Source organism: Mycobacterium sp. 4858 (assembly GCF_900240975.1).
In the GTDB taxonomy this organism is placed as follows: Bacteria; Actinomycetota; Actinomycetes; order Mycobacteriales; family Mycobacteriaceae; genus Mycobacterium.
The window spans coordinates 2,998,840-3,024,452 of the sequence record NZ_LT968776.1; the positions used below are offsets into that span (position 1 = coordinate 2,998,840).

Below are 25,613 nucleotides of genomic sequence, written 5' to 3' on the forward strand. Positions count from 1 at the left end.
GCCCGCCCCTTGGCGGTCAACCGTTGTTCGTCCTGACCATCGGGATGGGCCATCGCGTCAGGCTAACTCGCGATCGCCCCGAACTATGGGATATCCAACCCAATGAAGCGCCTGGGTGCCGGCGGTCCCTGTCAAGCAGTCATGTCGACCTTCGCCAGGAAGCGGAGGATTAATTCGGCGACCTCGTCCAGCGCGGACTCCAACAGGAAGTGCCCACCGTCGAGCAGTCGGATCTCGGCATCGGGGAGGTCGTCGGCGAACGCCTCGGCGCCCGCGGGGCCGAATATCTCGTCGCCGCGACCCCACACCGCGAGCAGGGGCACCTGGCTGGTGCGAAAGTAGTCATGCAGGCGCGGATAGAGCGGCGCGTTGGTCGCATAGTCCCGCAACAGCTTCAGCTGCACCAGGTCGTTGCCGGGACGCGAGATGAGCGCGTAGTCGTGAAGCCAGGATTCGGGGTCGAGCAGGGTCTCGTCGGGAACGCCGGTGACGTATTGCCACCGGGTGGCGTCCAGCGTGAGGAACTGCCGTACCGCGGCCTCGGTCTCGGGCGTTTGCTCGCGCTGGTAGGCCCGCACGACCTTCCAGAAGTCGTCGACGAACCCCGCGTCGTAGCCGTTGCCGTTCTGGGTGATGATCGCCGTGATCGCCGACGGGTCGCGCAGCGCAAGTCGCCAACCGATCGGCGCGCCGTAATCCTGGACGTACATGGCGTATCGGTCGATGCCGAGCTCGCGGACCAGGCCGGCGGTGAGGTCGGTCAGCGCGTCGAAGGTGTAGTCGAACTGTTGGACGGACGGCGCGTCAGAAAGCCCGAAGCCGAGGTGGTCGGGTGCGATGACATGATAGCGGTCCGCGAGTGCCGGCAGCAGATGCCGGAACATGTAGGAGCTGGTCGGGAAGCCGTGCAACAGCACGAGCGCGGGTTCGTTCGGGTCGCCCGCTTGGCGGAAGAAAAGCCGGTGACCGTCGATGGTGGCGTATCGATGATGGACAGCCGGCATGACTTTCCTCCTCGGTTGTCGTCTTGACGACGCCGGGCGTCGTTGGACGTGTAGGACTCTGGTGTTCCGAGCAATAATGGGTTATGTGACCCATTATGCACCCGAAGGGTCCGCGGCACCAGTGCCGTCTCCTGTTGCCTGCCGGCCAAGAGCGGCATATTCTGGGCTGGCCATCCCAGTTGAGGGATTCGGAGGTGACGCTGTGGGCGCGCTGATTTCGGTGAACGTCGGAATGCCCAAGGGCGTGCGGTGGCGGGACAGGACCGTCTACACCGGGATCTGGAAATCGCCCGTTCAGGGGCCGGTCATGGTGCGCCACCTGAACATCGATGGCGACGGTCAGGGCGATCTCGGCGGCCACGGCGGCGAGCAGCGTGCCGTCATGGTGTACCAGACCGAGTCCTACGACTTCTGGAAGAAATATCTGGGACGCGACGACCTCGTGCCCGGCAACTTCGGGGAGAACTTCACGGTCACCGGCCTGCCTGACGACGATGTGTGTATAGGGGACCGCTACCGGATCGGTGAGGCCGAGTTCGAAGTCACCCAGCCCCGCGTCACGTGCTTCCGGGTCGGACTGCGTCTGAACGAGCCCAGGATGCCGAACCTTCTTGTCTCTCAACGCCGTCCGGGCTTCTACTTACGGGTGATCACCCGACGTGGACGCGCTCTTGTATCTGCCGAACCGCAGACGCGACCAGCTCCGCAAGATCGTCGACGTGCCTGCGCTCAGCCCCGGCTGGCAGCAGTCCTTCCGGGACATGCTCGAATCGCCGCAGGGACCCGCAGCCGAACGCCCGGGCGCACCCCCGGCTTGGGTCGGATTTCGCCCGTTGCGCGTCAGCGCAACACGCGGGGAGAGCCCACAAGTGACGTCCATCCAACTGGAGGCTGACGACGGTCCCGAGCTGCCGGCACCGCTCCCGGGGCAATACCTCACGGTGCGAATACCCGGCGCGGGCGCGCCGCCCCCGCTGCGTAGTTACTCCCTATCGGGAGACCCCACCGCGGGGTACTACCGCATCAGTGTCAAACGCGAAGAGCACGGTCTGGTGAGCCGATGGCTGCACGAGCACGTCGAGCCGGGCTCGGTGGTCGAGGCCGCCGCCCCGCGTGGCGAGTTCTACCTCACCGATGGTGGCGGTCCGGTATTGCTGATGTCGGCGGGCATCGGCATCACGCCCGTCTTGGCCATGCTGCATGCGCTCGCGGCGGCCCGCAGCGACCGCGACATCTGGTGGGTGCACACCGACCGCAATCGTGAAACGCAAGCTTTCGCAACCGAAGTCACCAGCTTGATCGGATCATTGCCGCGAGCGCGGCAGTCGGTGTTCTACACCCAGACACAAGGCCGCCTGAACCGCCCGGCCATCGCGGCGCTGGGCATCCCGGCCAACGCGACGGCATACCTGTGCGGCCCAACCCAATTCATGAGCGACATGCGCGATGCGCTGACCGCTGCCGGGCTGGACCCTCAGCGGATCCATAGCGAACTGTTCGGCACCCTGCCGCCGATCAACCCCGGCATCGTCGACGGTGCCCCTCGTAACCCACCGCATCCCCCGGCGGGCGATCCGGGGACGGGACCGGCGATCACGTTCGCGCGCAGCGGCTTGACGGCTCCCTGGTCCTCCGGCTACGCAAGCATTCTCGAGTTGGCCGAAGCGTGCGACGTGCCCACTCGATATTCCTGCCGAAGCGGGGTCTGCCACGTGTGTGTGACCGGCGTCGTTGCCGGCAGCGCCAGATATGTCCAGCAGCCCCTGGAGCCTCCGGAGCCCGGGACCGTGCTCATCTGCTCGGCGGCCCCAGACACCGAGCTGGTGCTCGACCTGTAGCGGAAACCGTTGCCTCAGGCGGCGATCGCGCGTTGACCGCCGCTCACGGGCACGACAGCGCCGTTGACATAGCTGGCATCGGGGGAGCTGAGGAACACCACCGCGCTCGCGATCTCCCTGGGCTCGGCCGGCCGGCCGAGCGCGGTGCTGGCGGCCACCGTGTCCAACACCCCGGGTATGACCGCCACACCGGGAGTGTCGGTCGGCCCTGGCGCGATCGCGTTCACCCGTACCCCGGACCGGCCGAACTCATCCGCCCAGACGCGCGTCAGCAGCTCCAGGCCGGCTTTGGTGGCGCCGTAGATGCCTGCCCCGCTGGCCGGCACGGAGGCCGCGACGGTGCCGATGTTGACGACCGCGCCGCCGCCCCGCTCGATCATTGCCGGCACAAGTTGCTGGACCAAGATGTATGGGGCGCGCAAGTTCACATTGACGTGGTCGTCGAACGTTGCGTCGTCGGTGTCAACGGTGGCTCCGAATTGGTAGACGCCGGCGTTGTTGACCAGGATGTCGACCGGTCCCGCTTCGGCCGCCAGGCGGCACACATCCTCGCTGTCGGTGAGGTCTGCGGCAACGAATCGCGCTCGTCCGCCGGCATTTTCGATCTCGCGGACGGTCTTCTCGCCGCGTTCGGCGCTGCGGCCGTGTACCACCACCTCGACCCCGCGTTCGGCGAGCTGTAGCGCGATCGCCCGTCCGATCCCTGACGTGGCCCCGGTCACCAGCGCGGTCGAGCCGGCCATTGTTGCTGCCATCGAACCCTGCCTTCAGGAGAGAAGTTCTCTTGCCTCCCCGTCAGCAGCGGGTCGCCGGCGTTTATTCCTAGGAGCCCAGTGGGACGGCGGCCTCCGCGGTGTAGCACAGGAAGGTCAGCGTCTCCTGCAGATACAGCTGCACGGTCTCCGCGTCATGGCTGGTGTAACCGATCGACACGTCGGTCCCCAGCTGCAGGTCGAAGTCCCCGCCCCGGGTGGTCAGCACGAAAGCACCGTCGATTGCCGGCGCCCAGATGATGTCCCCGGGAACCAGCCGGTCGATGTGTTCGAGGATCGGATACCCGTGTTCGGTGGTCTCGCTGACCTTCGTGTAGACGTCCGCTGACAGCAGCACCGAGTAGGGACCGTCGACACCGGCCAGCCGCAGTTCGGAGATCGCCTGGGTGATGACGTCCGGGATCTCGCGGGGATCCGCCGGCAGCGTCAGCGGCTTGTTCGAGCTGGCCGCGCGGATGCCCTCGATCGACGCGGCGGGGTAGCCCTCGAAGATGGCGCGGTCCTCGACGAATGCCAGCTTCTTGGCGGCGGCCTTGACCGGGTCCCAGTCGGAGTCCTGCGCGCCACGCTCCACGTTGTCGATCTCGTAGCGGGACAGGGTGAACGGGACCCGCAGCCGGACAAGAGGTTTGCTTGCCCGCAGGTGAGCCTCCACGCCGTCGGAGGGCGACGCCACATCGATCAGCCGGCCGGTGCTGACCGCGGCCGTGACCGGGCCGCCGGGTCCGCTCACGTCGACCACCCGGCGTCCGGCGACATGACGTTTGAACGTCCGGGTCGCCTCCAATTCGATTTCTTCCCAGGCGGCTTCGGTGACCGGTGCCAGGTCGCGGTAGAGGTTGTTCATGAAGTGGTTCCTTTCAGGCTGCCGATGGAAAGTGAGCCGTCCTGTGCGGCAGGCGTTTCCGCCACCGGCACCGCCGGCAGTGGCGGTGGATCGTCGAGGAAGTCGACAGTGGGGGAGAAGAACAGGCCACCGGTGATCGCGGTGGAGAATTCGAGGATGTGGTCGGTATTGCCGGGCGGATTTCCGAGAAACATGTTCCGCAGCATCTGTTCGGTGACCCGCGGCGTGCGGGAATAGCCGATGAAATAGGTGCCGTACTGGCCTTTGCCGAGTTCACCGAACGGCATGTTGTGCCGCACGATCTTGAGCTCGGTGCCGTCGTCGTCGGTGATGACGTTGAGGGCGATGTGGGAGTCGGCCGGCTTTTCGTCGTCGTCGAGTTCGAGGTTCTCCAGCTTGGTACGGCCGATCACCAGCTCCTGCTCGCTGACCGAAAGGGAATTCCACGAATCCATTTCGTGCAGGTACTTCTGCACGTGCACGTAGCAGCAGCCCTCGAACTCGGGATCCTCGGCGCCGATCGCGGTGGCGCTGACGGCCAGCTGGCCGTCGGGGTTCTCGGTGCCGTCGACGAAGCCCAACAGGTCGCGGTTGTCGAAGTAGCGGAATCCATGCACCTCATCGACCACGGTGACCGCACCGGCCATCGACCGCAAAATGCGGTCGGCGAGTTCAAAACACACGTCCAGGCTCTCGGCCCGGATGTGAAACAACAGATCCCCGGGAGTGGCCGGCGCGGTGTGTCGTGGGCCGTTGAGTTCGACGAACGGGTGCAACTCGGCGGGACGCGGGCCGGTGAACAAGCGGTCCCACGCCTGCGAGCCGATAGAGGTGATGGCCGACAACCGTTTCGGGGGCTCGCGAAAACCGATCGCGCGCACCAGCCCGGAAATGTCGGGCAGCGCGTCATGAACCGCGGCCTCTCCGCCGTCATCGATGGTCACCACCAAAAAGACCGCCGCCGGCGTCAACGGTTCGAGGATAGGCTGCGGCTGGACGGGGGGCACTCTCCTGACCCTAGCGTGGCGACGTCGAGCGCCGGAAGGGCGCGAGCAGGGAGCCGCGCAATGGGACCTAGCGTGGCGACGCATGTCGCCGACAGCCATGATGTTGAACATGTCGGCCAGCGCCGCAGGCCTCTGCGATTTCATCGACGCTTCTCCGTCGCCGTTTCACGTCTGCGCGACGGTGGGCGCGCGGCTGACCGCCGCCGGCTACACCGAACTGCGTGAGGCCGAGCGCTGGCCGGGCGAACCGGGGCGCTACTTCACCGTGCGGGCCGGCTCGCTGATCGCCTGGCACTCCGACGGGGCCGACGCTGCGTTCCGGATCGTCGGCGCACACACCGACAGCCCCAATCTCCGGGTCAAACAGCACCCGGATCGCTTGGTCGCCGGCTGGCGCGTGGTCGCGCTGGAGCCGTACGGGGGAGCGTGGCTCAACTCCTGGCTGGACCGCGACCTCGGCGTCAGTGGACGGTTGTCGGTGCGTGTCGGCGCCGGGGTCGAGCACCGGCTGGTGCGCATCGACGACCCGGTCCTGCGGGTCCCGCAGCTGGCCATCCACCTCGCCGAGGACCGTAAGTCGCTGACGCTCGACCCGCAACGCCACGTCAACGCGGTCTGGGGCGCCGGCGCCGAACCGAAATCGTTCGTCGACTTCGTCGCCGAACGCGCTGGGGTGCCGCCCACCGCCGTGCTGGCCGCCGACCTGATGACCCACGACCTGACCCCCTCGACGGTGGTCGGCGCCGACGCCGACCTGCTGAGCGCGCCCCGGCTGGACAACCAGGCCAGTTGCTATGCCGGCATGGAGGCGCTGCTGGCCTTGGACGAGGCTCCGTCGCCGCGGGGTTTCCTGCCCGTGCTGGTGCTCTTCGACCACGAGGAGGTCGGTTCGTCCTCCGACCACGGAGCCCAGTCCGACCTGCTGGGCACCGTTTTGGAGCGGATCGTGCTCGCGGCCGGCGGCACCCGGGAAGACTTCCTGCGCCGGCTGCCCGACTCGTTACTGGCCTCGGCCGACATGGCGCACGCCACCCATCCCAACTATCCGGAGCGGCACGAGCCCGGCCACCTCATCGAGGTCAACGCCGGCCCCGTCCTCAAGGTGCACCCCAACCTGCGGTACGCCACCGACGGACGCACGGCCGCGGCCTTCGCCCTGGCCTGTGCGCAGGCCGGGGTGTCCCTGCAGCGCTACGAGCATCGCGCCGACCTGCCGTGCGGGTCGACGATCGGTCCGCTGGTCTCGGCCCGCACCGGGATCCCCACCGTCGACGTGGGCGCCCCGCAGCTGGCGATGCATTCCGCCCGTGAGCTGATGGGCGCTCATGACGTCGCCGCCTACTCGGCGGCGATGCGGGCGTTCCTTTCGCCCGAGCCCCGATGAGGCCTAAGGTCTGGCGGTATGGCGCTCAGCGTGGAGATGATCACCTTCGACTGCCACGATCCTGCGCGGCTGGCCGCATGGTGGGCCGAGCAGTTCGGTGGCAAGACGCAGGAGTTGCTCGCCGACGAGTTCACCGCGGTGAGTTTGTCGGCGGGACCGCGGCTCGGATTCCAGAAGGTGCCCGATCCCACGCCCGGGAAAAACCGCGTGCACCTCGACTTCGGTGCCGCCGATGTTGATGCCGAGGTGTCCCGGCTGACGGCCGCCGGGGCCATCGAGGTCGGCCGGCACACGTTCGGCGACGATTTTCGCTGGGTGGTGCTGGCCGACCCCGAGGGCAACGTCTTCTGCATCGTGGGTCAATAGCTCGCGGCCGACGAGTGTGCGTCCTCGGCGTTGAGTGTGCGTGTAGGGCGGGAAAATCGCGCGATTTCCGCCACCCGCACACACCGAAGTACCGGAGCGCACACTCGAGTCTTGCCGTTCAGCCGTGGACGAGGAACAGCGGGTCGTAGCGGATGACGTTCTCCACGACGATTCCGTCGCGGGTGCGAACCCGGTCGATTCCCCGGATCTGGAACGGCCCGTCGGGTCCGGTGCCGCGGCCGACGTAGTGCAAAAACACCAGTTCCTCGCCGGGGTCCGCGCCGGGCACGGTGGCGCTGTCGATCACCTCCAGCTTCAAATCCGGTGCGGCGTCGAGTATTTCGGCGATCTTCGCCGTGTACGGCTGGATGCCGCGGACCGGCTCGGGGTCACCCGGCCAGTAGCCCATGATGTCGTCGGCCAAGATGTCGAAGCCGCGCGACATGGTGGGCGCGGCCCAGTACGCCGCGAACACCTCGGCGCTGAACTTGGGGGCGGATTGGACGTCGGTCATTTTTCCTCCTTGGGTCTGGCGTTCCCGTTGAGCGCGTTGCGCCAAGCGTGTCGCGGCGGTGTGCGGCGGCACAATTACCTCCGAGGTCATCGCTACGGGTACACCGGCGTGGTTACCGTGGCTTGGTGAGCCACGCGGCGGTAGGCGCCCTGTTGCGCGAATGGCGGGAGCGTCGACGGGTGAGCCAGCTCGACCTGTCGCTGACTGTGGGCGTGTCGGCCCGGCACGTCAGCTTCATAGAAACCGGCCGCTCGCGACCCAGTCCGGAGATGGTGCTCGCCCTCGCCGAAGGCCTCGACATTCCGCTGCGGGAGCGCAACACGCTGCTGCTTGCCGCCGGATTCGCCCCGCGTTACCAGTCGCGCCCGCTCGAGGATGCCGCGATGACCCCGGCCCGTGACGCGGTGCAGCGCCTCCTCGATGCCCACGACCCCTACCCGGGCATCGTGATCGACCGCTGCTGGAACATCGTGGGGGCCAACGCCGCGGCGTCGGCGCTGACCGCAGGCCTGCCCGCGGAGCTGCTCGGCCCACCGGCCAACGTCTACCGGCTGTCGCTGCACCCCGACGGCCTCGCCGGACGGACGCTGAATTTCGGAGAATGGGCGGGCTACTTGCTGCACCAGCTCCGGCGCACGATCGCGATCACCGGCGATCCGGGCCTGCAGGCGCTCAATGACGAGGTGCGCGGATATCCGGGAGTCGCGGGCGCCGCCGACGCGCGCGGCGCGCCACCGGATGGCGCCGGCGCGCTGCTCATCCCTTTCGTGCTGGATATCGGCGGCGGGCAACCGCTGTCTATGTTCACGACATTGACGACGTTCGGGACTCCGCTCGACGTCACCCTCGCCGAACTGACCGTCGAGCTGTTCTATCCGGCCGACGCCGCCAGCGCCACCCTGCTCCATGGCAGGTAGCGCTCTTACACTGTTCGGGTGACTGCCTCCGGGACCAGTGCCCGCACCCAGGCGATCGACACCGTCGAGCACGCCGCTGCCAGCCCCGATCAGCCGCAGCCGTACGCCGAGCTGGGCCTCAAAGACGACGAGTATCAGCGGATCCGTGAGATCCTGGGCCGCAGGCCCACCGACACCGAGTTGGCGATGTACTCGGTCATGTGGAGCGAGCACTGCTCGTATAAGTCGTCCAAGGTTCACCTGCGCTACTTCGGGGAGACCACCACCGACGAGATGCGTGCGGGCATGTTGGCCGGTATCGGTGAAAACGCCGGTGTGGTGGATATCGGCGACGGCTGGGCCGTCACCTTCAAAGTGGAGTCCCACAACCACCCGTCCTACGTCGAGCCCTATCAGGGCGCGGCGACCGGCGTCGGCGGCATCGTGCGCGACATCATGGCCATGGGCGCGCGACCGGTCGCGGTGATGGACCAGCTGCGGTTCGGCGCCGCCGACGCCCCCGACACCCGCCGGGTGGTCGACGGGGTGGTCCGCGGTATCGGCGGCTACGGGAACTCGCTGGGGCTGCCCAACATCGGCGGCGAGACGGTCTTCGATGCGTGTTACGCCGGCAATCCGTTGGTAAACGCGTTGTGCGTGGGCGTGTTACGCCAGGAGGACCTGCATCTGGCGTTCGCCTCGGGCACCGGCAACAAGATCATCCTGTTCGGTGCGCGGACTGGGCTCGACGGCATCGGCGGGGTGTCGGTGCTCGCGTCGGACACATTCGACAGCACCGGATCGCGCAAGAAGCTGCCGTCGGTTCAGGTGGGCGACCCGTTCATGGAGAAGGTGCTCATCGAGTGCTGCCTCGAGCTGTACGCCGGCGGATTGGTGATCGGCATCCAGGACCTCGGCGGAGCTGGATTAGCCTGCGCCACCTCAGAATTGGCGTCGGCTGGGGACGGCGGAATGGCGGTCCAGCTCGATTCGGTGCCCCTGCGGGCCAAGGAGATGACACCCGCCGAGGTGCTCTGCAGCGAGTCGCAGGAGCGGATGTGCGCCGTGGTTGCCCCGGAGAACGTCGACGCCTTCTTGGCGGTCTGCCGCAAATGGGAGGTGTTGGCCACGGTGATCGGCGAGGTCACCGACGGTGACCGATTGCGGATCACCTGGCGCGGCGAGACGGTCGTCGACGTACCGCCGCGCACCGTGGCGCACGAGGGCCCGGTGTATCAGCGGCCGGTCGCACGGCCCGAGTCCCAGGACGCCCTGAACGCCGACCGGTCAACGCGCCTCCCGCGCCCGAAGACCGGGGAGGAGTTGCGCGCGACCGTGCTTGCGCTGCTGGGTAGCCCGCACCTGTGCAGCCGCGCCTTCATCACCGAACAGTACGACCGGTACGTGCGCGGCAACACCGTGCTGGCCGAGCATGCCGACGGCGGCGTGCTCCGCGTCGACGAGGCCACCGGCCGCGGCATCGCGCTGTCGACCGACGCGTCGGGGCGCTACACGCTGCTGGATCCTTATGCCGGGGCGCAACTCGCGCTGGCCGAGGCCTACCGCAACGTCGCCGTCACCGGCGCCACGCCGGTCGCGGTCACCAATTGCCTCAACTTCGGCTCCCCGGAAGACCCCGGCGTGATGTGGCAGTTCTCCCAGGCGGTGCGGGGGCTGGCCGATGGGTGTGCGGCGCTTGGCATTCCGGTGACCGGCGGCAACGTCAGCTTCTACAACCAGACCGGCTCGGCGGCGATCCTGCCCACGCCGGTGGTCGGCGTCCTCGGCGTGCTCGATGACGTCGCCCGGCGCATCCCCACCGGCCTGGGCGCCGAACCGGGCGAGACCCTGATGCTGTTGGGAGATACCCGCGACGAGTTCGACGGTTCCATCTGGGCGCAGGTGACCGCCGACCACCTGGGTGGCTTGCCGCCCGCGGTCGATCTGGCGCGCGAAAAGCTGCTGGCCGAGGTGTTGAGCGCGGCGTCTCGCGACGGGCTGGTGTCCGCGGCGCACGACCTATCGGAAGGCGGCCTCGCGCAGGCCGTTGTGGAGGCGGCGCTGACGGGCGAAACCGGTTGCCGCATCGTGCTTCCCGAGGGCGCCGATCCGTTCGTGGCGTTGTTCTCCGAGTCGGCGGGCCGGGTGCTGGTGGCGGTGCCGCGCACCGAGGAGAGCCGGTTCCGGGCCATGTGTGAGGCGCGCGGACTGCCGGCGGTGCGCATCGGCGTCGTCGACGAGGCCTCGGACACGGTCGAGATTCAGGGCCTGTTCACCGTGTCGCTGGCCGAACTGCGCGAGACGTCCGAGGCGGTGCTGCCGCGGTTGTTCGGATGAGCCGTAGCGGCAAATCCTGATGGGGGACAGCCGTTTTCGTCGGGCTTGGGCATTCTCCCTGGCCGCCGCCCTGGTCGGCTGGAGCTTCGTCGGCCCGCGACTGCCCACGGCTTGGCGGACCGCCCTCCAGGCGGGTGCGGCCGGCTTGCTGGTGCTGGTGACGCGCGCTCCGCTGGGTCTCAACCCGCCACGGCTGTGGTCGGGGCTGCGGCTGGGGTCGACGGCCGGTGCGGCGGCGGCGACCGTGATCGCCGCGACGACGGCGGTGCCGTTGGTGCGGGCGTCCATGGCCGACCGCGAGGCACCCGGGTCGACGCCCGGCTGGCTGCTGCTGCAGATACCCGTCGGGACCGTCTGGGCCGAGGAGGCCGCCTTCCGTGCGGCGCTGACCGCCGCCGCGTCGGGTGCCTTCGGCGCGCCGGGCGGAAGATTGCTGCAAGCGGCCAGCTTTGGGCTTTCCCACATTGCCGACGCGCGGGCGACGGGCGAGCCGGTGCTGGGCACCGTGCTGGTGACGGGCGTCGCGGGCTGGCTGTTCGCCTGGCTGGCGGACCGCTCCGGCAGCCTCGCCGCGCCCATGCTGGTGCACCTGGCCATCAACGAGGCCGGCGCGATCGCCGCGCTGAGCGTGCGGTGGCGTCAGGGGTTGATGGTGTAGTCGCCCACCTGACGGCCCCACACGTGCTCGACGAAAAGTGGCGAGCCGATCTCGAAGTGGTTGTAGGGAGCCATGCTTGCGCCGGTGTCCATCACCAGGAACGGCGCCGGCCACAGCTGCCGGGTGATCGTCTGCCAACAGCCCGGCCGCCCGCCGGGGCCGCCCCTGGCATTGGTGCGCGGCAGATTCTCCGGCCAGATGTACGGGTTCGGCGCCCCGGCGATCGCGCCCGCGGCGTGCGCGCCCAGCGAGTAACCGTTGTCGCCGAGGGCGTTGTGGATCTTGGGCCCCACCTCCGCGAAATTGCGTATGGTGCAGAAGATCTCCGGACTGTACTCGTCGAGCAGCTGGCTGGAGGTGACCAAATCGCCGGCCCCCCGGGCAAGGTATGGCCCCCCGCGCCCGAAGACGTCGGCGCCCGTGCCGCCGAGCCCGGCGGTGGCGAGCAACGCGGCATCCAGATCGACTTGCTGGCGGTTGAGGGTGCGGGCCGCGGTCACCGCGTGGTCGAGCGCGGCCCACAGGTCCGGCGAGGCGTTGGCGTAGGTCTCGCCGAGAGCGGCCAACCGCGCGACGTCGGCGCGGATTTCGCGCATGCGCGGGTTCACGTCGTCAAGGATCGTGTTGCCGTTGACCAAAGAATCGCCGAACCTCGCGCCCAATCCGCTCAGGGCTTGCGCGGCCGCGCCGAGCGTCAGGTTCACCTTGACCGGGTCGACCTTCTCCGCGATCGAGACCAGCGTCTCGAAGACGGTGTTGAACTCGGTGGTCACCGACGTCGCCTCGATCACCGTCGCCGGTGTGATCGGCTGCGCCGGCGGCCCCGGCGGCGAACTCAACGCGACGTACTTGTTGCCGAACACCGTGGTCGCCTTGATGGTGGCCGCCACATTGGCCGGGATCAGGTTGAGGTACCTCGGTGTGATGTCCAGCACCAGCTTGGCGGCCGGCATGCCGTCACGGGTGATCTCGGAAATGCCGGTCACCCGGCCGATCTGGACCCCGTTGTAGGTGACCTTGGAGCCGGGGTCCAAGACCAGGCCGGCCCGGGCGGCCACCATGGTCAGCTTCGTCGTCGGCGTGAGCTCACCCCGGAACTGCAGGTACAGCAGTGACCCGACCAACCCCACGATGACCACCGTCACGAGCCCGACGGACTTATACGGCGGCCCGCGCCGCACGCGCCGACGCTCCATGAGTTTGAGACCCTAGGGTATGGCCGCCCGCCAAAAGGCCGATCCGGCAAAGACTCGGCAGGCCGTGTTGGCCGTCGCGGACTGGCTGCGCGACGAATCCCGGCCGGCCCCCGACCGCGAGAGCCTCGGCACCGCCGTTCGGCTCACCGCCCGCACCCTGGCCGCCGTGGCACCCGGCGCCAGCGTCGAGGTGCGGATTCCGCCCTTCGTCGCGGTGCAGTGCATCGCCGGGCCCCGGCACACGCGCGGCACGCCGCCCAACGTTGTGGAGACCGACCCGCGGACGTGGCTGCTGCTGGCGACCGGGATGTTGTCCTTCCAACGGGCGAAGGACGGCGGTGCGCTGGGGCTTTCCGGCTCTCGGGCCGGTGAGATCGAACACTGTCTGCCCCTGTTCGGTCTCGGCTGAATAGTAAGCCTGAAGTGCAGGTTTACAGTCGGGCGCGGGAATTTTCGCCCCTCAACACGCGCTGTTAATTCGCGGTTGCGGGCGTCGGACCCGTAGACTCCGTTACGTCACCAACCGTTCCCCAGGGAGCCCCCCAATTGTGACCAACCAGGAACCCGAGCAGGACCTGAACTCGCCTCGTGAAGAGTGTGGTGTATTCGGGGTCTGGGCCCCGGGTGAAGACGTCGCAAAGCTCACCTATTACGGCTTGTACGCCCTGCAGCATCGCGGGCAGGAAGCCGCGGGCATCGCCGTCGCCGATGGATCACAGGTGCTCGTGTTCAAAGACCTGGGCTTGGTCAGCCAGGTTTTCGACGAGCAGACGCTCGCGGCGATGCAGGGCCACGTGGCCATCGGCCATTGCCGCTACTCCACCACCGGCGACACCACCTGGGAGAACGCGCAGCCGGTCTTCCGCAACACCGCCGCCGGCACCGGTGTGGCCTTGGGACACAACGGAAATCTGGTCAACACCGCCGAATTGGCTGCCCGCGCCCGCGACGCGGGACTGATCGCCCGGCGCTGCCCCGCCCCGGCGACGACCGATTCCGACATCTTGGGCGCACTGCTGGCGCACGGCGCGGCGGATTCCACCCTCGAGCAGGCGGCCCTGGACCTGCTGCCCACCGTGCGCGGCGCGTTCTGCCTGACGTTCATGGACGAGAACACGCTGTATGCGTGCCGCGATCCGCACGGCGTGCGGCCCCTTTCGCTCGGCCGGCTGGATCGCGGCTGGGTGGTGGCCTCGGAAACGGCAGCGCTGGACATCGTCGGCGCCTCGTTCGTGCGCGACATCGAGCCGGGCGAGCTCCTGGCGATCGACGCCGACGGGGTGCGCTCCACGCGCTTTGCCAACCCGACCCCCAAGGGCTGCGTCTTCGAGTACGTCTACCTGGCACGTCCGGACAGCACGATCGCCGGCCGGTCCGTGCACGCCACCCGGGTGGAGATCGGCCGCCGGCTGGCCCGGGAATGCCCGGTCGAGGCCGACCTGGTGATCGGGGTCCCGGAGTCGGGCACCCCCGCAGCGGTCGGTTACGCGCAGGAGTCCGGCATTCCCTACGGGCAGGGTCTGATGAAGAACGCCTACGTCGGGCGGACCTTCATCCAGCCGTCCCAGACCATCCGCCAGCTCGGTATCCGGCTGAAGCTCAACCCACTTCGTGAGGTCATCCGCGGCAAGCGGCTCATCGTCGTCGACGACTCGATCGTGCGCGGGAACACCCAGCGCGCGCTGCTGCGCATGCTGCGCGAGGCCGGGGCCGTCGAAGTCCACGTCCGGATCGCCTCGCCACCGGTGAAATGGCCCTGCTTCTACGGCATCGACTTCCCGTCGCCGGCCGAGCTGATCGCGAACGCCGTGCAGGACAAGGAGGAGATGCTCGAAGCGGTGCGGCACGCCATCGGCGCCGACTCCCTTGGCTACATCTCGCTGCGCGGCCTGGTCGCGGCGTCCGAACAACCCGCGTCACGGCTGTGCACCGCCTGCTTCGACGGCCGCTATCCCATCGAGCTGCCCGAGGAGACGGCCTTGGGTAAGAACGTCATCGAGCACATGCTCGCCAACGCCGCGCGCGGATCCGGGCTCGACGATCTGGCGCCCGACGAAGTACCGATCGTCCACTGACGGACGTCCGGTGCGCCCCTTACACGACGTTTGATTACGGCGGTCGGCGGCGCCCGGTAGCCTTTATCGCGATGACGGATCCCGGAAAAAGCCCCGGACGAAACCCGGGCAGCCACGGCATCACCTACGCGTCGGCCGGGGTGGATATCGAGGCCGGCGACCGCGCCGTCGAGCTGTTCAAGCCGCTGGCGACGAAGGCCACCAGACCAGAGGTGCGGGGCGGCCTGGGCGGGTTCGCCGGGTTGTTCGCGTTGCGTAACGATTACCGCGAACCGCTGCTGGCGGCGTCCACCGACGGCGTGGGAACCAAGCTGGCGGTCGCCCAGGCCATGGACAAGCACGACACCGTCGGCCTGGACCTGGTCGCGATGGTCGTCGACGACCTCGTGGTGTGCGGCGCCGAGCCGCTGTTCCTGCAGGACTACATCGCGGTGGGCCGGACCGTGCCCGAACGCCTCAGCGCCATCGTGGCGGGAATCGCCGAGGGATGCGTGCGTGCCGGCTGCGCGCTGCTCGGCGGTGAAACCGCCGAGCACCCCGGGCTGATGGAACCCGACCACTACGACATCTCGGCGACGGGTATCGGCGTCGTCGAGGCCGACGACGTGCTGGGGCCCGATCGCGTCAAACCCGGCGACACGATCATCGCGATGGGCTCCTCCGGCCTGCATTCCAACGGCTACTCGCTGGCCCGTGCGGTGCTTCTGGAGATCGATCGGATGAATCTCGCCGGCTATGTCGAGGAGTTCGGCCGCACGCTGGGCGAAGAGCTGTTGGAGCCGACGCGGATCTACGCCAAAGACTGCCTGGCGCTGACCGCGGAAACCCATGTCCGCACGTTCTGCCATGTCACCGGTGGCGGGCTCGCCGGCAACCTGCAACGCGTCATCCCGCACGGCCTGGTCGCCGAAATCGACCGCGGGACCTGGACACCCGCACCCGTGTTCGCGATGATCGCCCAGCGTGGGCGGGTGACGCGCGAGGAGATGGAGAAGACGTTCAACATGGGCGTGGGAATGGTCGCCGTTGTCGCGCCGGAGGACACCGACCGCGCCCTGGCCATCCTGACGGCCCGCCACTTGGACTGCTGGGTGTTGGGGACCGTGTGCAAAGGCGGTAAAGAAGGCCCGCGGGCAAAGCTCGTCGGGCAGCACCCGAGGTTTTAGAAGGCGGAAGCCGGGTCAGCGCCGAGTCGAAGGGGATTGCGCCGGCGCTGCGCGGAGGGTCTTACCGACGCCAGTCGTCGTTGTCTTCCCAGGAGTCACCGACGCCATCCTCCTCCAGCTCCGTGGAATCGTCGGCACCCGTTCCTGACAACTCGCGCTGAAGCCGCGTGAAGTCGGTCTGCGGAGAACTGTATTTGAGTTCTCGAGCAACCTTGGTCTGCTTTGCCTTAGCCCGGCCGCGGCCCATGGGGGAACCCCCTCGCGCAATAACGGAGCGGCCCGAATCAGGCGGCTCCGATCTCCTGGTGTCGTTATTGTCCTGCCGACAGTTTACCGTGCCTTGCGGTCGGGCGTCGGTGCCCCCTGCCGCTGTGGCGGACTTCATCGACGATTATCTCGCACCGCCCCGCAACCGTTCAATGGCCAGGCGTCCCGCACCGATCTGTTCCGTCGCCGGCAGCGAATCGGCATCGATCACCGCGGCCACCGCGCCCTGCGGGCCGGTCGCCAATTCGGTGTCGGCCGGCACCCCGCGCTTCAGCAGCGCCAGGGCCACGGGCCCGAGGTCTACGTGATCCACCACGGTGCCGAGGCGGCCGATGGCGCGACCTCCGGCCAGCACCGGGTCACCCGTCGAGGGACGCTCGACCGAGCCGTCGAGGTGCAACAGCACGAGCATGCGGGGCGGTCTACCGAGGTTGTGCACGCGGGCGACGGTCTCTTGTCCCCGGTAACAGCCCTTGTCCAAGTGAACGGCGCTGCCGATCCACCCGACCTCGTGCGGAATCGTGCGCTCGTCGGTGTCGACGCCCAGTCGCGGCCGCAGCGCCACCACCCGGTGGGCTTCGTAGGCCCAAACCCCCGCGGGCCGCAGGCCCGCCTGCACCAGACGTTCCCGCCAGCCGGCGGAGTCCGCACGGGGGACCAGCAGGTCGAGTTCGATCTGCCCGGCGGGGGCGCCGGGCATCCGGCGCACAAAGCCACCGCCGGCCAGCGCAACCGCCGTCAGCTCGGCGGGCAGGGCGTCCAGGCCGAGCACGTCGAGCACCGCCCGGTCGGCCAGTCGCGGACCCAGCAGCGAAAGCACGGCCATGTCGGCGGCGGCCGGGGCGACGTCCGACCAGAAGACCATCTTGCGCAGGTAGGCCAGCAGCGGCTCGCCCCGCCACGGTTCGGTGTCGAGGTAGGTGGTGCCGCCGAGTTCGGTCTGGATCCAGTGGTCCTCGACGCGGCCCTGGCCGTCGAGGCTCAGGTTCTGCGTGCTGGCGCCCTCGGGAAGGTCGCTGACGTGCTGGGTGGAGATGCTGTGCAGCCACTTCTGGCGGTCACTACCGGTCAGGGTGAGCACGGCGCGGTGCGAGCGATCCACCACTATCGCGCCGGTTTCCGCGGCGCGCTGCTCGCCCAGCGGGTCGCCGTAATGCCAAGTGGCGCCCGCGTCGGGACCGGTCTCGGGTGCGGGTACTGCAGACACACGTCAACTCTACGGACCGTTGCGCGACCCGTCCGACGAGCGTGCGGCCGGCTTCAGGCCCGCGGCTACGCTTTATCCCCATGGCAGGCCAGATGGGTGTGATCGTCACGCTGGACGGCGCGATCCATCCGCCCGATGTGCCGCTGCTGCACGCCGACGACCTGGCGACGGTCCGCGGCGACGGCATCTTCGAGACGCTGTTGGTCCGCGACGGCAGGCCCTGCCTGGTCGAGTCCCATCTGCAGCGGCTGACCCAGTCGGCCAGGCTGATGGATCTGCCCGAGCCCGACCTGCCCGCCTGGCGCAACGCGATCGGCCTGGCCACCGGGCAGTGGGCGGCGAACACCGCTGACGAAGGCGCGATGCGGCTGATCTATAGCCGCGGCCGGGAGAGCGGCACGGCGCCGACCGCCTACGTGATGATCACCGCTGTCCCCGAACGGGTGACGGCGGTTCGGCGCGAAGGCCTGGCCGCGGTGACGTTGGACCGCGGGCTGGCCGCCGCCGGTACCGGGGCGATGCCGTGGCTGCTGGCCGGGGCGAAGACGCTGTCCTACGCGGTGAACATGGCCGCCTTGCGTCATGCCGCCCGGCAGGGCGCCGGCGACGTGATCTTCGTCAGCTCGGACGGTTACATCCTGGAGGGCCCGCGGTCGACCGTGGTGATCGCGACCGATGCCGAAACACCGGGAGGCGGGAACCTGTGCCTGCTGACGCCTCCGCCGTGGTATCCGATTTTGCGGGGCACCACGCAGCAGGCCCTCTTCGAAGTGGCGCGGGCCAAGGGGTACGACTGCGACTATCGCGCGCTGCGGCTCGCCGATCTGCATGCCGCGCAAGGACTCTGGTTGGTCTCGAGCATGACGCTGGCGGCGCGCGTGCACACGCTCGACGGTCGTCCACTGGCTCGGTCGCCGATGGCGGCGGAATTCGCCGCGTTGATCGACTCCGCGATCGTCAGCGATCGCTGAGCGCTGAATTGTGTTGTCGCCTCGCGGAATCGCGGGTACGGTCGGCCGTACACAAGGAAGGAGGTGGTCCGCGAAATTGATAGCTTCATGGACATGTGAGGTGGCTGCGCGCTAGCAGCAGTGGCTTTCGAAGAGCCGGCGATATACGCGCGCTGGCGAATTCCCCGTAGCCACCCGGCCCCCGAGCTTCCGGTGTGTCCAACCGGTAACCACGCTCGGGGGCCGCTCCATGTCTAACACAGTTACTGGCTCACCTTGGCGGCCAGCGCGTCGCTGATCTGACCTCCTTGGTCCTGAATGCCCACTTCGCAGGCCATGACGTCGAGCACAACATCAGATACCGCGTTCAGCACACGCTCGCAGGATGCGCGGCTGGGATCCCCCGGCTTGCGCGACAGGGTAATTCTCGACGGAGCCTCGACGACGTTTCCGAAGGTCCAGTTGGCCTTGTTATTGAACCGAACGGTTAAGCCGTTGCAAGCCTTCCATTTTTGGGTCGATGCTGTCAGGAAGTCGTGGGCTTCCGCTGCGCTTTTGAAGCTGACCGCGGCTTGGTAGACGCGGTAGCTGCTGTCCGCCGTATCCAAGCCTTGCCCGCTGACTCCCGTCGGGGTGAATCCCGCGTAGCCGGACTGCCGAATCGGATCGAACGCGGCGAAGCAAGCCGGGTTTGACAAGTTCTCGTCCGGCCGTAACCGCGAGGTCGTCTCGCTGCTCGCGACTTCCATGGTTTGTGGCGCTGCCATAATGGTGGTCACCTGCTGCGCGTCGAGCAATATCGAGTCCAGCCGCGCGTTCGGCGCCGGCGCCGGCGCCGTTTGCCCGGGCGCCGCCTGCCCGGGCGCTCCCTGCGCGGGTGCTCCCGTGCCGGCGCCCGGCGCCGCAGCACGCGCCCCGGCCGACGTCTTCCTCGAAGTTGATCCCTGGCTCATGACGACCACCGCCACCACGATCGCGACGACGACCGCGAGCGCGGCTCCGCCGATGATGATCAGCCGCGTCTTGGAACCGCCGCCGGCCGCGGCAGGGACGGTTGATGCGCCCGGTGTTGTCGCCGTGGCCCCGCCTTCCGAGGAGGTCTTCGGCGCCTGCGCCTTGTCGGGTGTTGCCGGCGAGCCTTTCTGGTCAGAGTCGATGGACGCCAGCACGTTGTCGATGTCGTTTCGGGTGCGGTAGGTGACGTCGTGGCGCAGACGCATCATCCGCAACAGTTGGGCGATGTCGCTGCGGGCGCTCGGGTCGTCGCCGTCCTCATCGAGTCCGGATCTGAGTTCGACCAACAATTGGAGCTGCTGCTGAGGGCTGAGTTCTTTCTCGGCGAGCATGTTGCCCAACCGTGTTATGTAGCCGAACGGCACGGGCGGCTCGTCGGGCAGCGGGTCGGGCAAGGGATGCGGTTTGGCGGTGAGCGAATGCACGGCGGTGACGAGCTGAATGCCGGCGTCGACGGTCGGGTTGCGGTAGTCGATGATCTGCAATGCGGCAAGCGGATTCACGCGCATGCTGCCTATGTCGCCGATGCGAACCGGAAGGATCGGCTTGTTCAAAGCCTGCGCGTAGCGCAGCTCGGACTGACTGGGTTTGGACTGTAACCAGTTGCTTGAGAGGGCGACGAGGAACAGGTCGCAGGCACGGATCTGCTCGAGGATCTTGGCCCACCAGGAGTCGCCGCCGCCCAGCTCTTGGTCGAACCACACTTGCTGTTGGGCGCGCCGAAGGGCGGCCGCCAGGGCATCGACCGTTGACCTGTCCTGGCTCGAGTAGCTGACAAACAGCGCCATCACAGTCTCCTAAGGTGAGGCCGAGCGAACCAAATTGGCCATAGCCCGCATGCGACCTTTCACATGCGCCGATACCGTATCAGTGTTAGACGCTTTCGGGATGGCCAATTCGGCGCCGTTCGAGTCGAATGCGCCTTCAACGCTTATCGCTCGTCGCCATCCAGAAGGTGGCTTTCTTGGGCGGGACGGAATTCGGTGTAGCGCCGCGCGAATTCCTCGGCGGGAACGGGCCATTGTTCGCCGGCCTGCCCGCGTACGATCCAATCGCCCTCGGCGGCGACGGTCGGGCCCTCCAGGGTGTTGACCGTTTCACCGGCGTGCGCGGGCCGCGCTTGAACGCAGCCCTTGCGTTGCCATTTCCCGTCGCCTGCCGGTTCATACGTGTCGCGGAAAATGGCGTCGCGCACGGACCAGATCTTCCCGTCTTCCTGCAGCGCCCAGTCGCCGGCGTCGGCGCGCATGGTGTGCCCGGAGTCCGACGTCCACGTCCACGGGGCGTCTCGTTGTTCTGCGCTGACCGTCCCGACCCGAGTGAAGGACTGCCACATCGGGCGCGACCGGAAGCCCAGCTGGCGCAGGCTCCACAAAGTACCGGCCAAGCTCCGCACCGCGGCATTGAGCAACTCCGGCGTGCTTTCCACCACCGACCAGTCGACCAGCTTGTCATGGATCTTTCGTGAATCATCTCGAGGCGAACCGTATTTCCAGCCGTTGCGGCGGTAATAGCGACACCAGTCCTCGTGCTCGGCGCGCGCCATGCTCATCGCGGAATCCCGGTCGAAGCCCATCAGAGCAAGCTGCTCCAATGGCGGCAATCCCACCATGTCGTTCCCGGAGAGCTGCGCCGGTGGGCTGCCCCACGTGTTCCAGGTGTGCCCCGCGATGTTTTCCACCATCCATAAGGCGTTGCGTACCTGGCGTCGATTGGACCCGCGGTAGAACTCGTTGAGGTCGGCCCATGGCATCGCGGCCGGGGACCGCGGCCCCCCCGGGTCGATCGTCGAGACATAGCGTTCGTGAATCAGCCGCGCCGCACGCTCCCAAGCGTCCTGGACTCGGCCCTCACGACTGTCGAGCACCAGCGAGTAGGACTGCAGCCTTCCCACGACCTGGATCGTGTCATCAGCGAGGTTGGTGTTGAGATCCGATGCGTAAACCGGCATCTCGGGGAGGCGCGCAGCCAGCCTACTTGCCATCGCCGCCTGCGCGTTGACCAGAATCACGGCGGTGGTCTCAGGGTCGGCATCACCGATCAAACGCAACATGGTGGGCACCGTTGGTGCCTCCGGTACCGCATCGATGACCGGTCCATCCGACATGAAGCCGGCCTGCTGGCGATGAAAGTCGTGATCCCGCAAGTAGTCGTCGGCGTCGCGTTCGACGAGGGTGAGCGCCGGCAACGGCACCGCATCTGGGGGGGTATAGAAGTCACGCTCGAGGGCGCGTCGGGTCAGGTCCGCGCACAACGCCAGGGTTAATTGCGAAGTGCCGCAAACGAATACCCGCCGAATGTTCTGCGCGTCGATGATACTGTCGAGGAGCCTGCCGGCGGTCACCTCGTACTTGCCGACCACATCGGCAGCCCACCGGGTGTCCGAGCCCCCGAATTGCTGAGCGCGCCACGCTTCGGCCAGCCACGGATCGTCCATGCGCACGATCAGCGGCAACCGCTGCTTGTGGCCGACCTCGGCGAGCCGACGACCGATCATGTCAAGCCACAACAGATTGATCGCCGGGTCCGGCGCCATCAGGTAGAGCCGTGCGAGGTGGCGCCACAGCCGCAGCGACACCAGGGTGGACGGCGTGTTGAAATCGACCAGCACCACTCGGGCACCCTGCCTGCGGGCCCGCTGTACGTGGTCGTCACCCGCGTTGGTGATCACCACCAAGGTGTTGCCTCGGTCCAACGTCTCCGCGATCCCGCTGATCATTGCCTGGGTGTCGTCGTCGATGCCCACGACGACGGTGACGGAGTCTGCGAGGTTCGCCCGTAATCGGTCCACTTGGGACCGAAAGGCCGCGATAACAACGCCACCCAATCCAGTGAAGATCGCGGCGAGGGCGGTCACCCGCGCCACCTCCAAGGCGATCGGCGTGGGCGTCGGGCACGGCTGCCCGCTCAGTGAGAAATCACCGGTGCTGCCCTTGACCAACGAGGCGGTCGCCATCAGCGGTGTGAACAGCGCCGGATGGTTCGCATCGTGGCAAGACCAATAGGAGCTGAGGCCGAGTACGGCGGTCAAACTGATCAGGGCGGCGATCACCGTGAACGAGATACCTGTCGCGCGGCCGCCGCCGGTCGATCGGAACGCCATGACGAAAAACGCCAGGATCGCCAAGGTCACCAACAGCGTCGGTCCCGAGCCGGGCTGACCGAACCACCTCAACCACGCCGGCAATGCGTCCCTGCTCGACGGCCGTAGCGCCAAAAGGCACAGATAGCCGAGGAGAAGCAGGCCGATGACGGACGCGATGCGGCGGGCAGGAGGGGACGTCGTCACACTACGACGCATCCGCCGACCTCCTCGTGGTTGCACGCACATGATGACACCGGAGACGGCCGCTTGGAGGGTGAATGAGCTGGCCGGCTACCCCGCGTAGCGCGAGAGCCGCGCCGAAAGATGGGGAACCAGGCCGCCGTCCGCGTCCACTCGCTCCTCGACGTAGGCCAGATCGCCGCCCTCGACGATGCCGTACAGCCGCTTCGCGCCACCGACCAACACGCCCGATCGGCTGCGGGCCAGTGCATCGGTCACCAGCTCCCACGACGACTGGGTGCGCGGCCTGCCGTAGAACAGCTCGACGTATCCGGCCGAATGGGCGAGCAACAACTCGATGGCCTGCGATTCGCTGGGGTCGTCGGGATCGCTGACGAAGCGCCAGAAGCCCGTCTCCCGCAACCCGTGTTCCTGGTACTCGCCGGTGTCGTTGAGCCGCCACGACCGGGATTCCCAATTCAGGTAGTCGCCGCCGTCGTGCGAGACCACGATCTGCTGGCCGAACCGGTAATCCCCGTCGTGTCCACGGCCCTCGCCGTGTCCGCGCCACACACCGACCAGTGGCAGCAGCGCCAGCAATGCGTCGTGCAGGTTGGCGCCTTCGCGCAGGTTGGCGGTGTCGGCCGGAAGCGGCAGGTCGTCGAAGGCGGGGATGTTGCGGCCGGCGGTCAGCTTGGCGCGCTCGGCGGCGGCGGCCACCGCGCGATCGCCGGAGCTTCCAGAACTCAACGGTTCGTCAGAAATCACGATTCGTCAGTGATCAGCCGGTACAGCGTGTACAGCGCAAACCATGAGATCACCACGACCGAGGCGACCAGCATGATCTCGAAGAACAGCACCACGGGGACAAGTCTATTCGCCCCGCGAGATCGCGTCGGGGCAGCGGGGGTCTCAGGCGATCTTGACGTCCACCTCGTGGATGCCCGCACCCGACGGGGTCACCACGGCGTTGCCGTTACCGGCCGACGACAAGGCGCGCAGCGTCCACGACCCGGGTGCCGCGAAGAACCGGAAGTCGCCGGTGGCCGACGCGACGACCTCGGCCGTGAACTCGTCCGAGGAGTCGAGCAAGCGGACGAACGCGCCACCCACCGCCTGGCCGTCGCTGTCCACGACCCGGCCGGTGATCACCGTTTCCTTCTCCAAGTCGACGCTGGCGGGCAACGTCACTCCTTGTTTCGGGGCAGAGCACATATCAGCTTCCCAACTCAATCGGGGCACCCACCAGGGAGCCGTATTCCGTCCAACTTCCGTCGTAGTTCTTGACGTTTTTGTGGCCGAGTAATTCCCGGAGCACGAACCAGGTGTGCGACGAGCGCTCCCCGATGCGGCAGTACGCGATCGTCTCCTTGGTGCCGTCCAGGCCCGCGTCGGCGTACAGCTTGGCCAGCTCCTCGTCGGACTTGAAGGTGCCGTCCTCATTGGCGGCCCTGCTCCACGGCACGTTGATCGCTCCCGGAACGTGGCCGGGCCGCTGGCTCTGCTCCTGCGGCAGATGCGCCGGCGCCAGGATCTTGCCGGAGAATTCGTCGGGGGAGCGCACGTCGACCAGGTTCTTGACGTTGATGGCGGCGATCACCTCGTCGCGGAACGCCCGGATGCTGTTGTCCGGCGCGGCGGCGGTGTAGGAGGTGGCCGGCCTGCTGACCGCTTCGGCGGACAGCGCCCGCCCGTCGAGTTCCCACTTCTTGCGGCCGCCGTCGAGCAGCTTGACCTTCTCGTGGCCGTACAGCTTGAAATACCAGTAGGCGTAGGCGGCGAACCAGTTGTTGTTGCCGCCGTAGAGGATCACCGTGTCGTCATTGGAGACGCCGCGTTCGCTGAGCAGCTTGGAGAATTGCTGAGCGTCGACGAAGTCCCGCTTGACCGGGTCCTGCAGGTCGGAACGCCAGTCGAGCCTGATCGCGCCGGGAATGTGGCCGGTGTCGTATGCGCTGGTGTCCTCGTCGACTTCGACGAAGACGACACCGGCGGCCTGAGCATTGCTGAGATGGCTCTCGGCCCAGTCCGCGGAGACCAGGACGTCGGAGCGTGCCATGCGGGGGATCCTTTCGATCGCTTGCTATGAACGGGTCATGAGGCGCGCCCGGCAGCTCGGAAACGCGCGACCAAGGGGTAGAGCTGGCAGCCCAGGCAGATGCCGAAGGCCGCATTGAGGAAGGCGGCGACGAGCGCTCCTGCGGTGGCGATGACGCCGATCACGAACGCTCCCGCGGCGAAGGCGGCGACACCCGCAAGCGCGAAGAGCAGGCCGACGAGCTGGGCGAACTTCAGGGGCGCGACCGGTTCGCGCTCCGTCACGGGGCCCAGCCGGGGCGCCACCACGGTGGCGAATATTCGCCCATAAGGGTGCTTGCGTGGGCCGCCGACGGCGCCGACGGCGAAGACGATGGCCTGCACGCCGAGAATTGCCGCCGCCGCCGGCGGGCTGGCGGCGGATACGGCGAGCGCTATCACCAGGACTGCGGTGGTAACCCAGGCGGCGAACCTGGGGCCCCGCACGTCGACGGTGTCTGGCTGGGTGTTGGTGTTGGTGTTGGTGCTCGGCACGGTACTACTCCTGGATACGCCTGTTGCTTATCTGCTTTTGGGAACGAACGACGGGAGTCAGGCCACGGCAACGTTCCGGGCTGCTCCGAGTGCTACGCGAAGGCGCGCGACTCAGCAGCTACAGCGACAGCAACAGCCCGCGGTGCGGCACAGATCGACTGCGCGGCGTTGGGTGAGCAACGGCTCGAGGCGGGCTAGCACGTCGGCAAGCTTACCGAATGACGGGGAACGATCAAATCAGTGGCGCTCGCCGGCACCGCACGCTTCGGGCGGTGGCG

24 protein-coding genes and 1 pseudogene are annotated in these 25,613 nt (G+C 67.8%); 10 read left to right on the forward strand and 15 right to left on the reverse strand.

Features of this window, described 5'->3' with window-relative positions:
• Positions 1–131 precede the first annotated feature (131 nt).
• The gene (locus C1737_RS22755) at positions 132–1,004 is read right to left on the reverse strand and encodes an alpha/beta fold hydrolase (protein ID WP_102419518.1); all 873 of its coding nucleotides are present in this window, start codon (positions 1,002–1,004) and stop codon (positions 132–134) included.
• 202 nt (positions 1,005–1,206) lie between these two features.
• Between C1737_RS22755 and C1737_RS22760 the strand changes: the two are divergent.
• Positions 1,207–2,842: pseudogene (locus tag C1737_RS22760) on the forward strand (MOSC domain-containing protein).
• 14 nt (positions 2,843–2,856) lie between these two features.
• Here C1737_RS22760 and C1737_RS22765 read toward each other — a convergent pair.
• From C1737_RS22765 to C1737_RS22775, 3 genes are all read right to left on the reverse strand, one after another.
• Entirely contained in the window at positions 2,857–3,597 is a 741-nt protein-coding gene (locus C1737_RS22765) for an SDR family NAD(P)-dependent oxidoreductase (protein ID WP_102419519.1), read from the reverse strand.
• Between the two features lie 67 nt (positions 3,598–3,664).
• Positions 3,665–4,462, reverse strand: a complete 798-nt coding sequence (locus C1737_RS22770; protein ID WP_067921096.1) for a family 1 encapsulin nanocompartment shell protein — start codon at positions 4,460–4,462, stop codon at positions 3,665–3,667.
• Positions 4,459–5,469, reverse strand: a complete 1,011-nt coding sequence (locus C1737_RS22775; protein WP_102419520.1) for a Dyp-type peroxidase — start codon at positions 5,467–5,469, stop codon at positions 4,459–4,461. Before C1737_RS22775 ends, C1737_RS22770 begins: the two co-directional genes overlap by 4 nt.
• A 109-nt stretch (positions 5,470–5,578) precedes the next feature.
• Between C1737_RS22775 and C1737_RS22780 the strand changes: the two genes are divergently transcribed.
• A complete protein-coding gene (locus tag C1737_RS22780; protein ID WP_199183004.1) occupies positions 5,579–6,853 on the forward strand; it encodes a M18 family aminopeptidase in 1,275 nt (424 codons plus the stop codon).
• A gap of 18 nt (positions 6,854–6,871) precedes the next feature.
• Positions 6,872–7,219, forward strand: a complete 348-nt coding sequence (locus C1737_RS22785; RefSeq protein WP_102419522.1) for a VOC family protein — start codon at positions 6,872–6,874, stop codon at positions 7,217–7,219.
• A gap of 118 nt (positions 7,220–7,337) precedes the next feature.
• Here the strand turns inward: C1737_RS22785 and C1737_RS22790 are convergent, their stop codons facing one another.
• The gene (locus C1737_RS22790) at positions 7,338–7,733 is read right to left on the reverse strand and encodes a nuclear transport factor 2 family protein (RefSeq protein ID WP_102419523.1); all 396 of its coding nucleotides are present in this window, start codon (positions 7,731–7,733) and stop codon (positions 7,338–7,340) included.
• A gap of 125 nt (positions 7,734–7,858) precedes the next feature.
• On the opposite strand from C1737_RS22790, the gene C1737_RS22795 reads away from it, so the two are divergent.
• From C1737_RS22795 to C1737_RS22805, 3 genes are read left to right on the forward strand one after another with little or no spacing between them, the layout of a single operon-like run.
• Positions 7,859–8,650: a helix-turn-helix domain-containing protein gene (locus C1737_RS22795; protein ID WP_102420080.1), complete on the forward strand. Its 792-nt coding sequence runs from the start codon at positions 7,859–7,861 to the stop codon at positions 8,648–8,650.
• A gap of 18 nt (positions 8,651–8,668) precedes the next feature.
• Positions 8,669–10,966 carry a phosphoribosylformylglycinamidine synthase subunit PurL gene (purL, locus tag C1737_RS22800; protein WP_067921109.1) on the forward strand — a complete coding sequence of 766 codons (2,298 nt, stop codon included), beginning with the start codon at positions 8,669–8,671 and terminating at the stop codon, positions 10,964–10,966.
• 19 nt (positions 10,967–10,985) lie between these two features.
• Positions 10,986–11,624, forward strand: coding sequence for a CPBP family intramembrane glutamic endopeptidase (locus C1737_RS22805; RefSeq protein WP_067921111.1), 639 nt, complete (start codon positions 10,986–10,988; stop codon positions 11,622–11,624).
• Here the strand turns inward: C1737_RS22805 and C1737_RS22810 are convergent.
• The gene (locus tag C1737_RS22810; RefSeq protein ID WP_102419524.1) at positions 11,606–12,820 is read right to left on the reverse strand and encodes an MCE family protein; all 1,215 of its coding nucleotides are present in this window, start codon (positions 12,818–12,820) and stop codon (positions 11,606–11,608) included. The two genes, C1737_RS22805 and C1737_RS22810, sit on opposite strands and share 19 nt — an antisense overlap.
• A gap of 19 nt (positions 12,821–12,839) precedes the next feature.
• Here C1737_RS22810 and C1737_RS22815 point away from each other — a divergent pair, with 19 nt between their 5' ends.
• The 3 genes from C1737_RS22815 to purM all read left to right on the forward strand — a co-directional run bounded on the left by C1737_RS22815 (position 12,840) and on the right by purM (position 16,061).
• Positions 12,840–13,229, forward strand: a complete 390-nt coding sequence (locus C1737_RS22815; protein WP_067921115.1) for a sterol carrier family protein — start codon at positions 12,840–12,842, stop codon at positions 13,227–13,229.
• Positions 13,230–13,368: 139 nt separating this feature from the next.
• Positions 13,369–14,895 (forward strand): amidophosphoribosyltransferase, encoded by a 1,527-nt coding sequence (gene purF / locus C1737_RS22820; RefSeq protein ID WP_067921117.1) that lies wholly within the window; start codon positions 13,369–13,371, stop codon positions 14,893–14,895.
• A gap of 71 nt (positions 14,896–14,966) precedes the next feature.
• Entirely contained in the window at positions 14,967–16,061 is a 1,095-nt protein-coding gene (gene purM, locus C1737_RS22825; protein ID WP_102419526.1) for a phosphoribosylformylglycinamidine cyclo-ligase, read from the forward strand.
• 61 nt (positions 16,062–16,122) lie between these two features.
• On the opposite strand, the gene C1737_RS22830 is transcribed toward purM, so the two are convergent.
• A complete protein-coding gene (locus C1737_RS22830; protein WP_067921121.1) occupies positions 16,123–16,308 on the reverse strand; it encodes a DUF3073 domain-containing protein in 186 nt (61 codons plus the stop codon).
• A 144-nt stretch (positions 16,309–16,452) separates the two neighbouring features.
• Positions 16,453–17,535: a folate-binding protein YgfZ gene (locus tag C1737_RS22835; protein WP_102419527.1), complete on the reverse strand. Its 1,083-nt coding sequence runs from the start codon at positions 17,533–17,535 to the stop codon at positions 16,453–16,455.
• 98 nt (positions 17,536–17,633) lie between these two features.
• Here C1737_RS22835 and C1737_RS22840 point away from each other — a divergent pair, with 98 nt between their 5' ends.
• Complete coding sequence (locus C1737_RS22840; protein WP_102420081.1) at positions 17,634–18,506, forward strand: aminodeoxychorismate lyase; 873 nt, start codon at positions 17,634–17,636, stop codon at positions 18,504–18,506.
• A 242-nt stretch (positions 18,507–18,748) separates the two neighbouring features.
• On the opposite strand, the gene C1737_RS22845 is transcribed toward C1737_RS22840, so the two are convergent.
• The 7 genes from C1737_RS22845 to C1737_RS27555 form a co-directional block, all read right to left on the reverse strand.
• Positions 18,749–20,287 (reverse strand): sensor domain-containing protein, encoded by a 1,539-nt coding sequence (locus C1737_RS22845; protein WP_102419528.1) that lies wholly within the window; start codon positions 20,285–20,287, stop codon positions 18,749–18,751.
• 143 nt (positions 20,288–20,430) lie between these two features.
• Positions 20,431–22,800, reverse strand: coding sequence for a hypothetical protein (locus C1737_RS22850; protein WP_102419529.1), 2,370 nt, complete (start codon positions 22,798–22,800; stop codon positions 20,431–20,433).
• A gap of 75 nt (positions 22,801–22,875) precedes the next feature.
• Positions 22,876–23,532 carry an FABP family protein gene (locus tag C1737_RS22855; protein ID WP_067921130.1) on the reverse strand — a complete coding sequence of 219 codons (657 nt, stop codon included), beginning with the start codon at positions 23,530–23,532 and terminating at the stop codon, positions 22,876–22,878.
• Between the two features lie 144 nt (positions 23,533–23,676).
• On the reverse strand, positions 23,677–23,979 hold the full coding sequence (locus C1737_RS22860) for a DUF1416 domain-containing protein (RefSeq protein ID WP_068091811.1): 303 nt from the start codon (positions 23,977–23,979) through the stop codon (positions 23,677–23,679).
• Between the two features lies 1 nt (position 23,980).
• On the reverse strand, positions 23,981–24,823 hold the full coding sequence (locus tag C1737_RS22865; protein WP_068091809.1) for a sulfurtransferase: 843 nt from the start codon (positions 24,821–24,823) through the stop codon (positions 23,981–23,983).
• 35 nt (positions 24,824–24,858) lie between these two features.
• Positions 24,859–25,335: a DUF4395 domain-containing protein gene (locus C1737_RS22870; protein WP_068091806.1), complete on the reverse strand. Its 477-nt coding sequence runs from the start codon at positions 25,333–25,335 to the stop codon at positions 24,859–24,861.
• Positions 25,336–25,446: 111 nt separating this feature from the next.
• Positions 25,447–25,536: an Ms5788A family Cys-rich leader peptide gene (locus C1737_RS27555; protein WP_368730642.1), complete on the reverse strand. Its 90-nt coding sequence runs from the start codon at positions 25,534–25,536 to the stop codon at positions 25,447–25,449.
• Between the last annotated feature and the right edge of the window lie 77 nt (positions 25,537–25,613).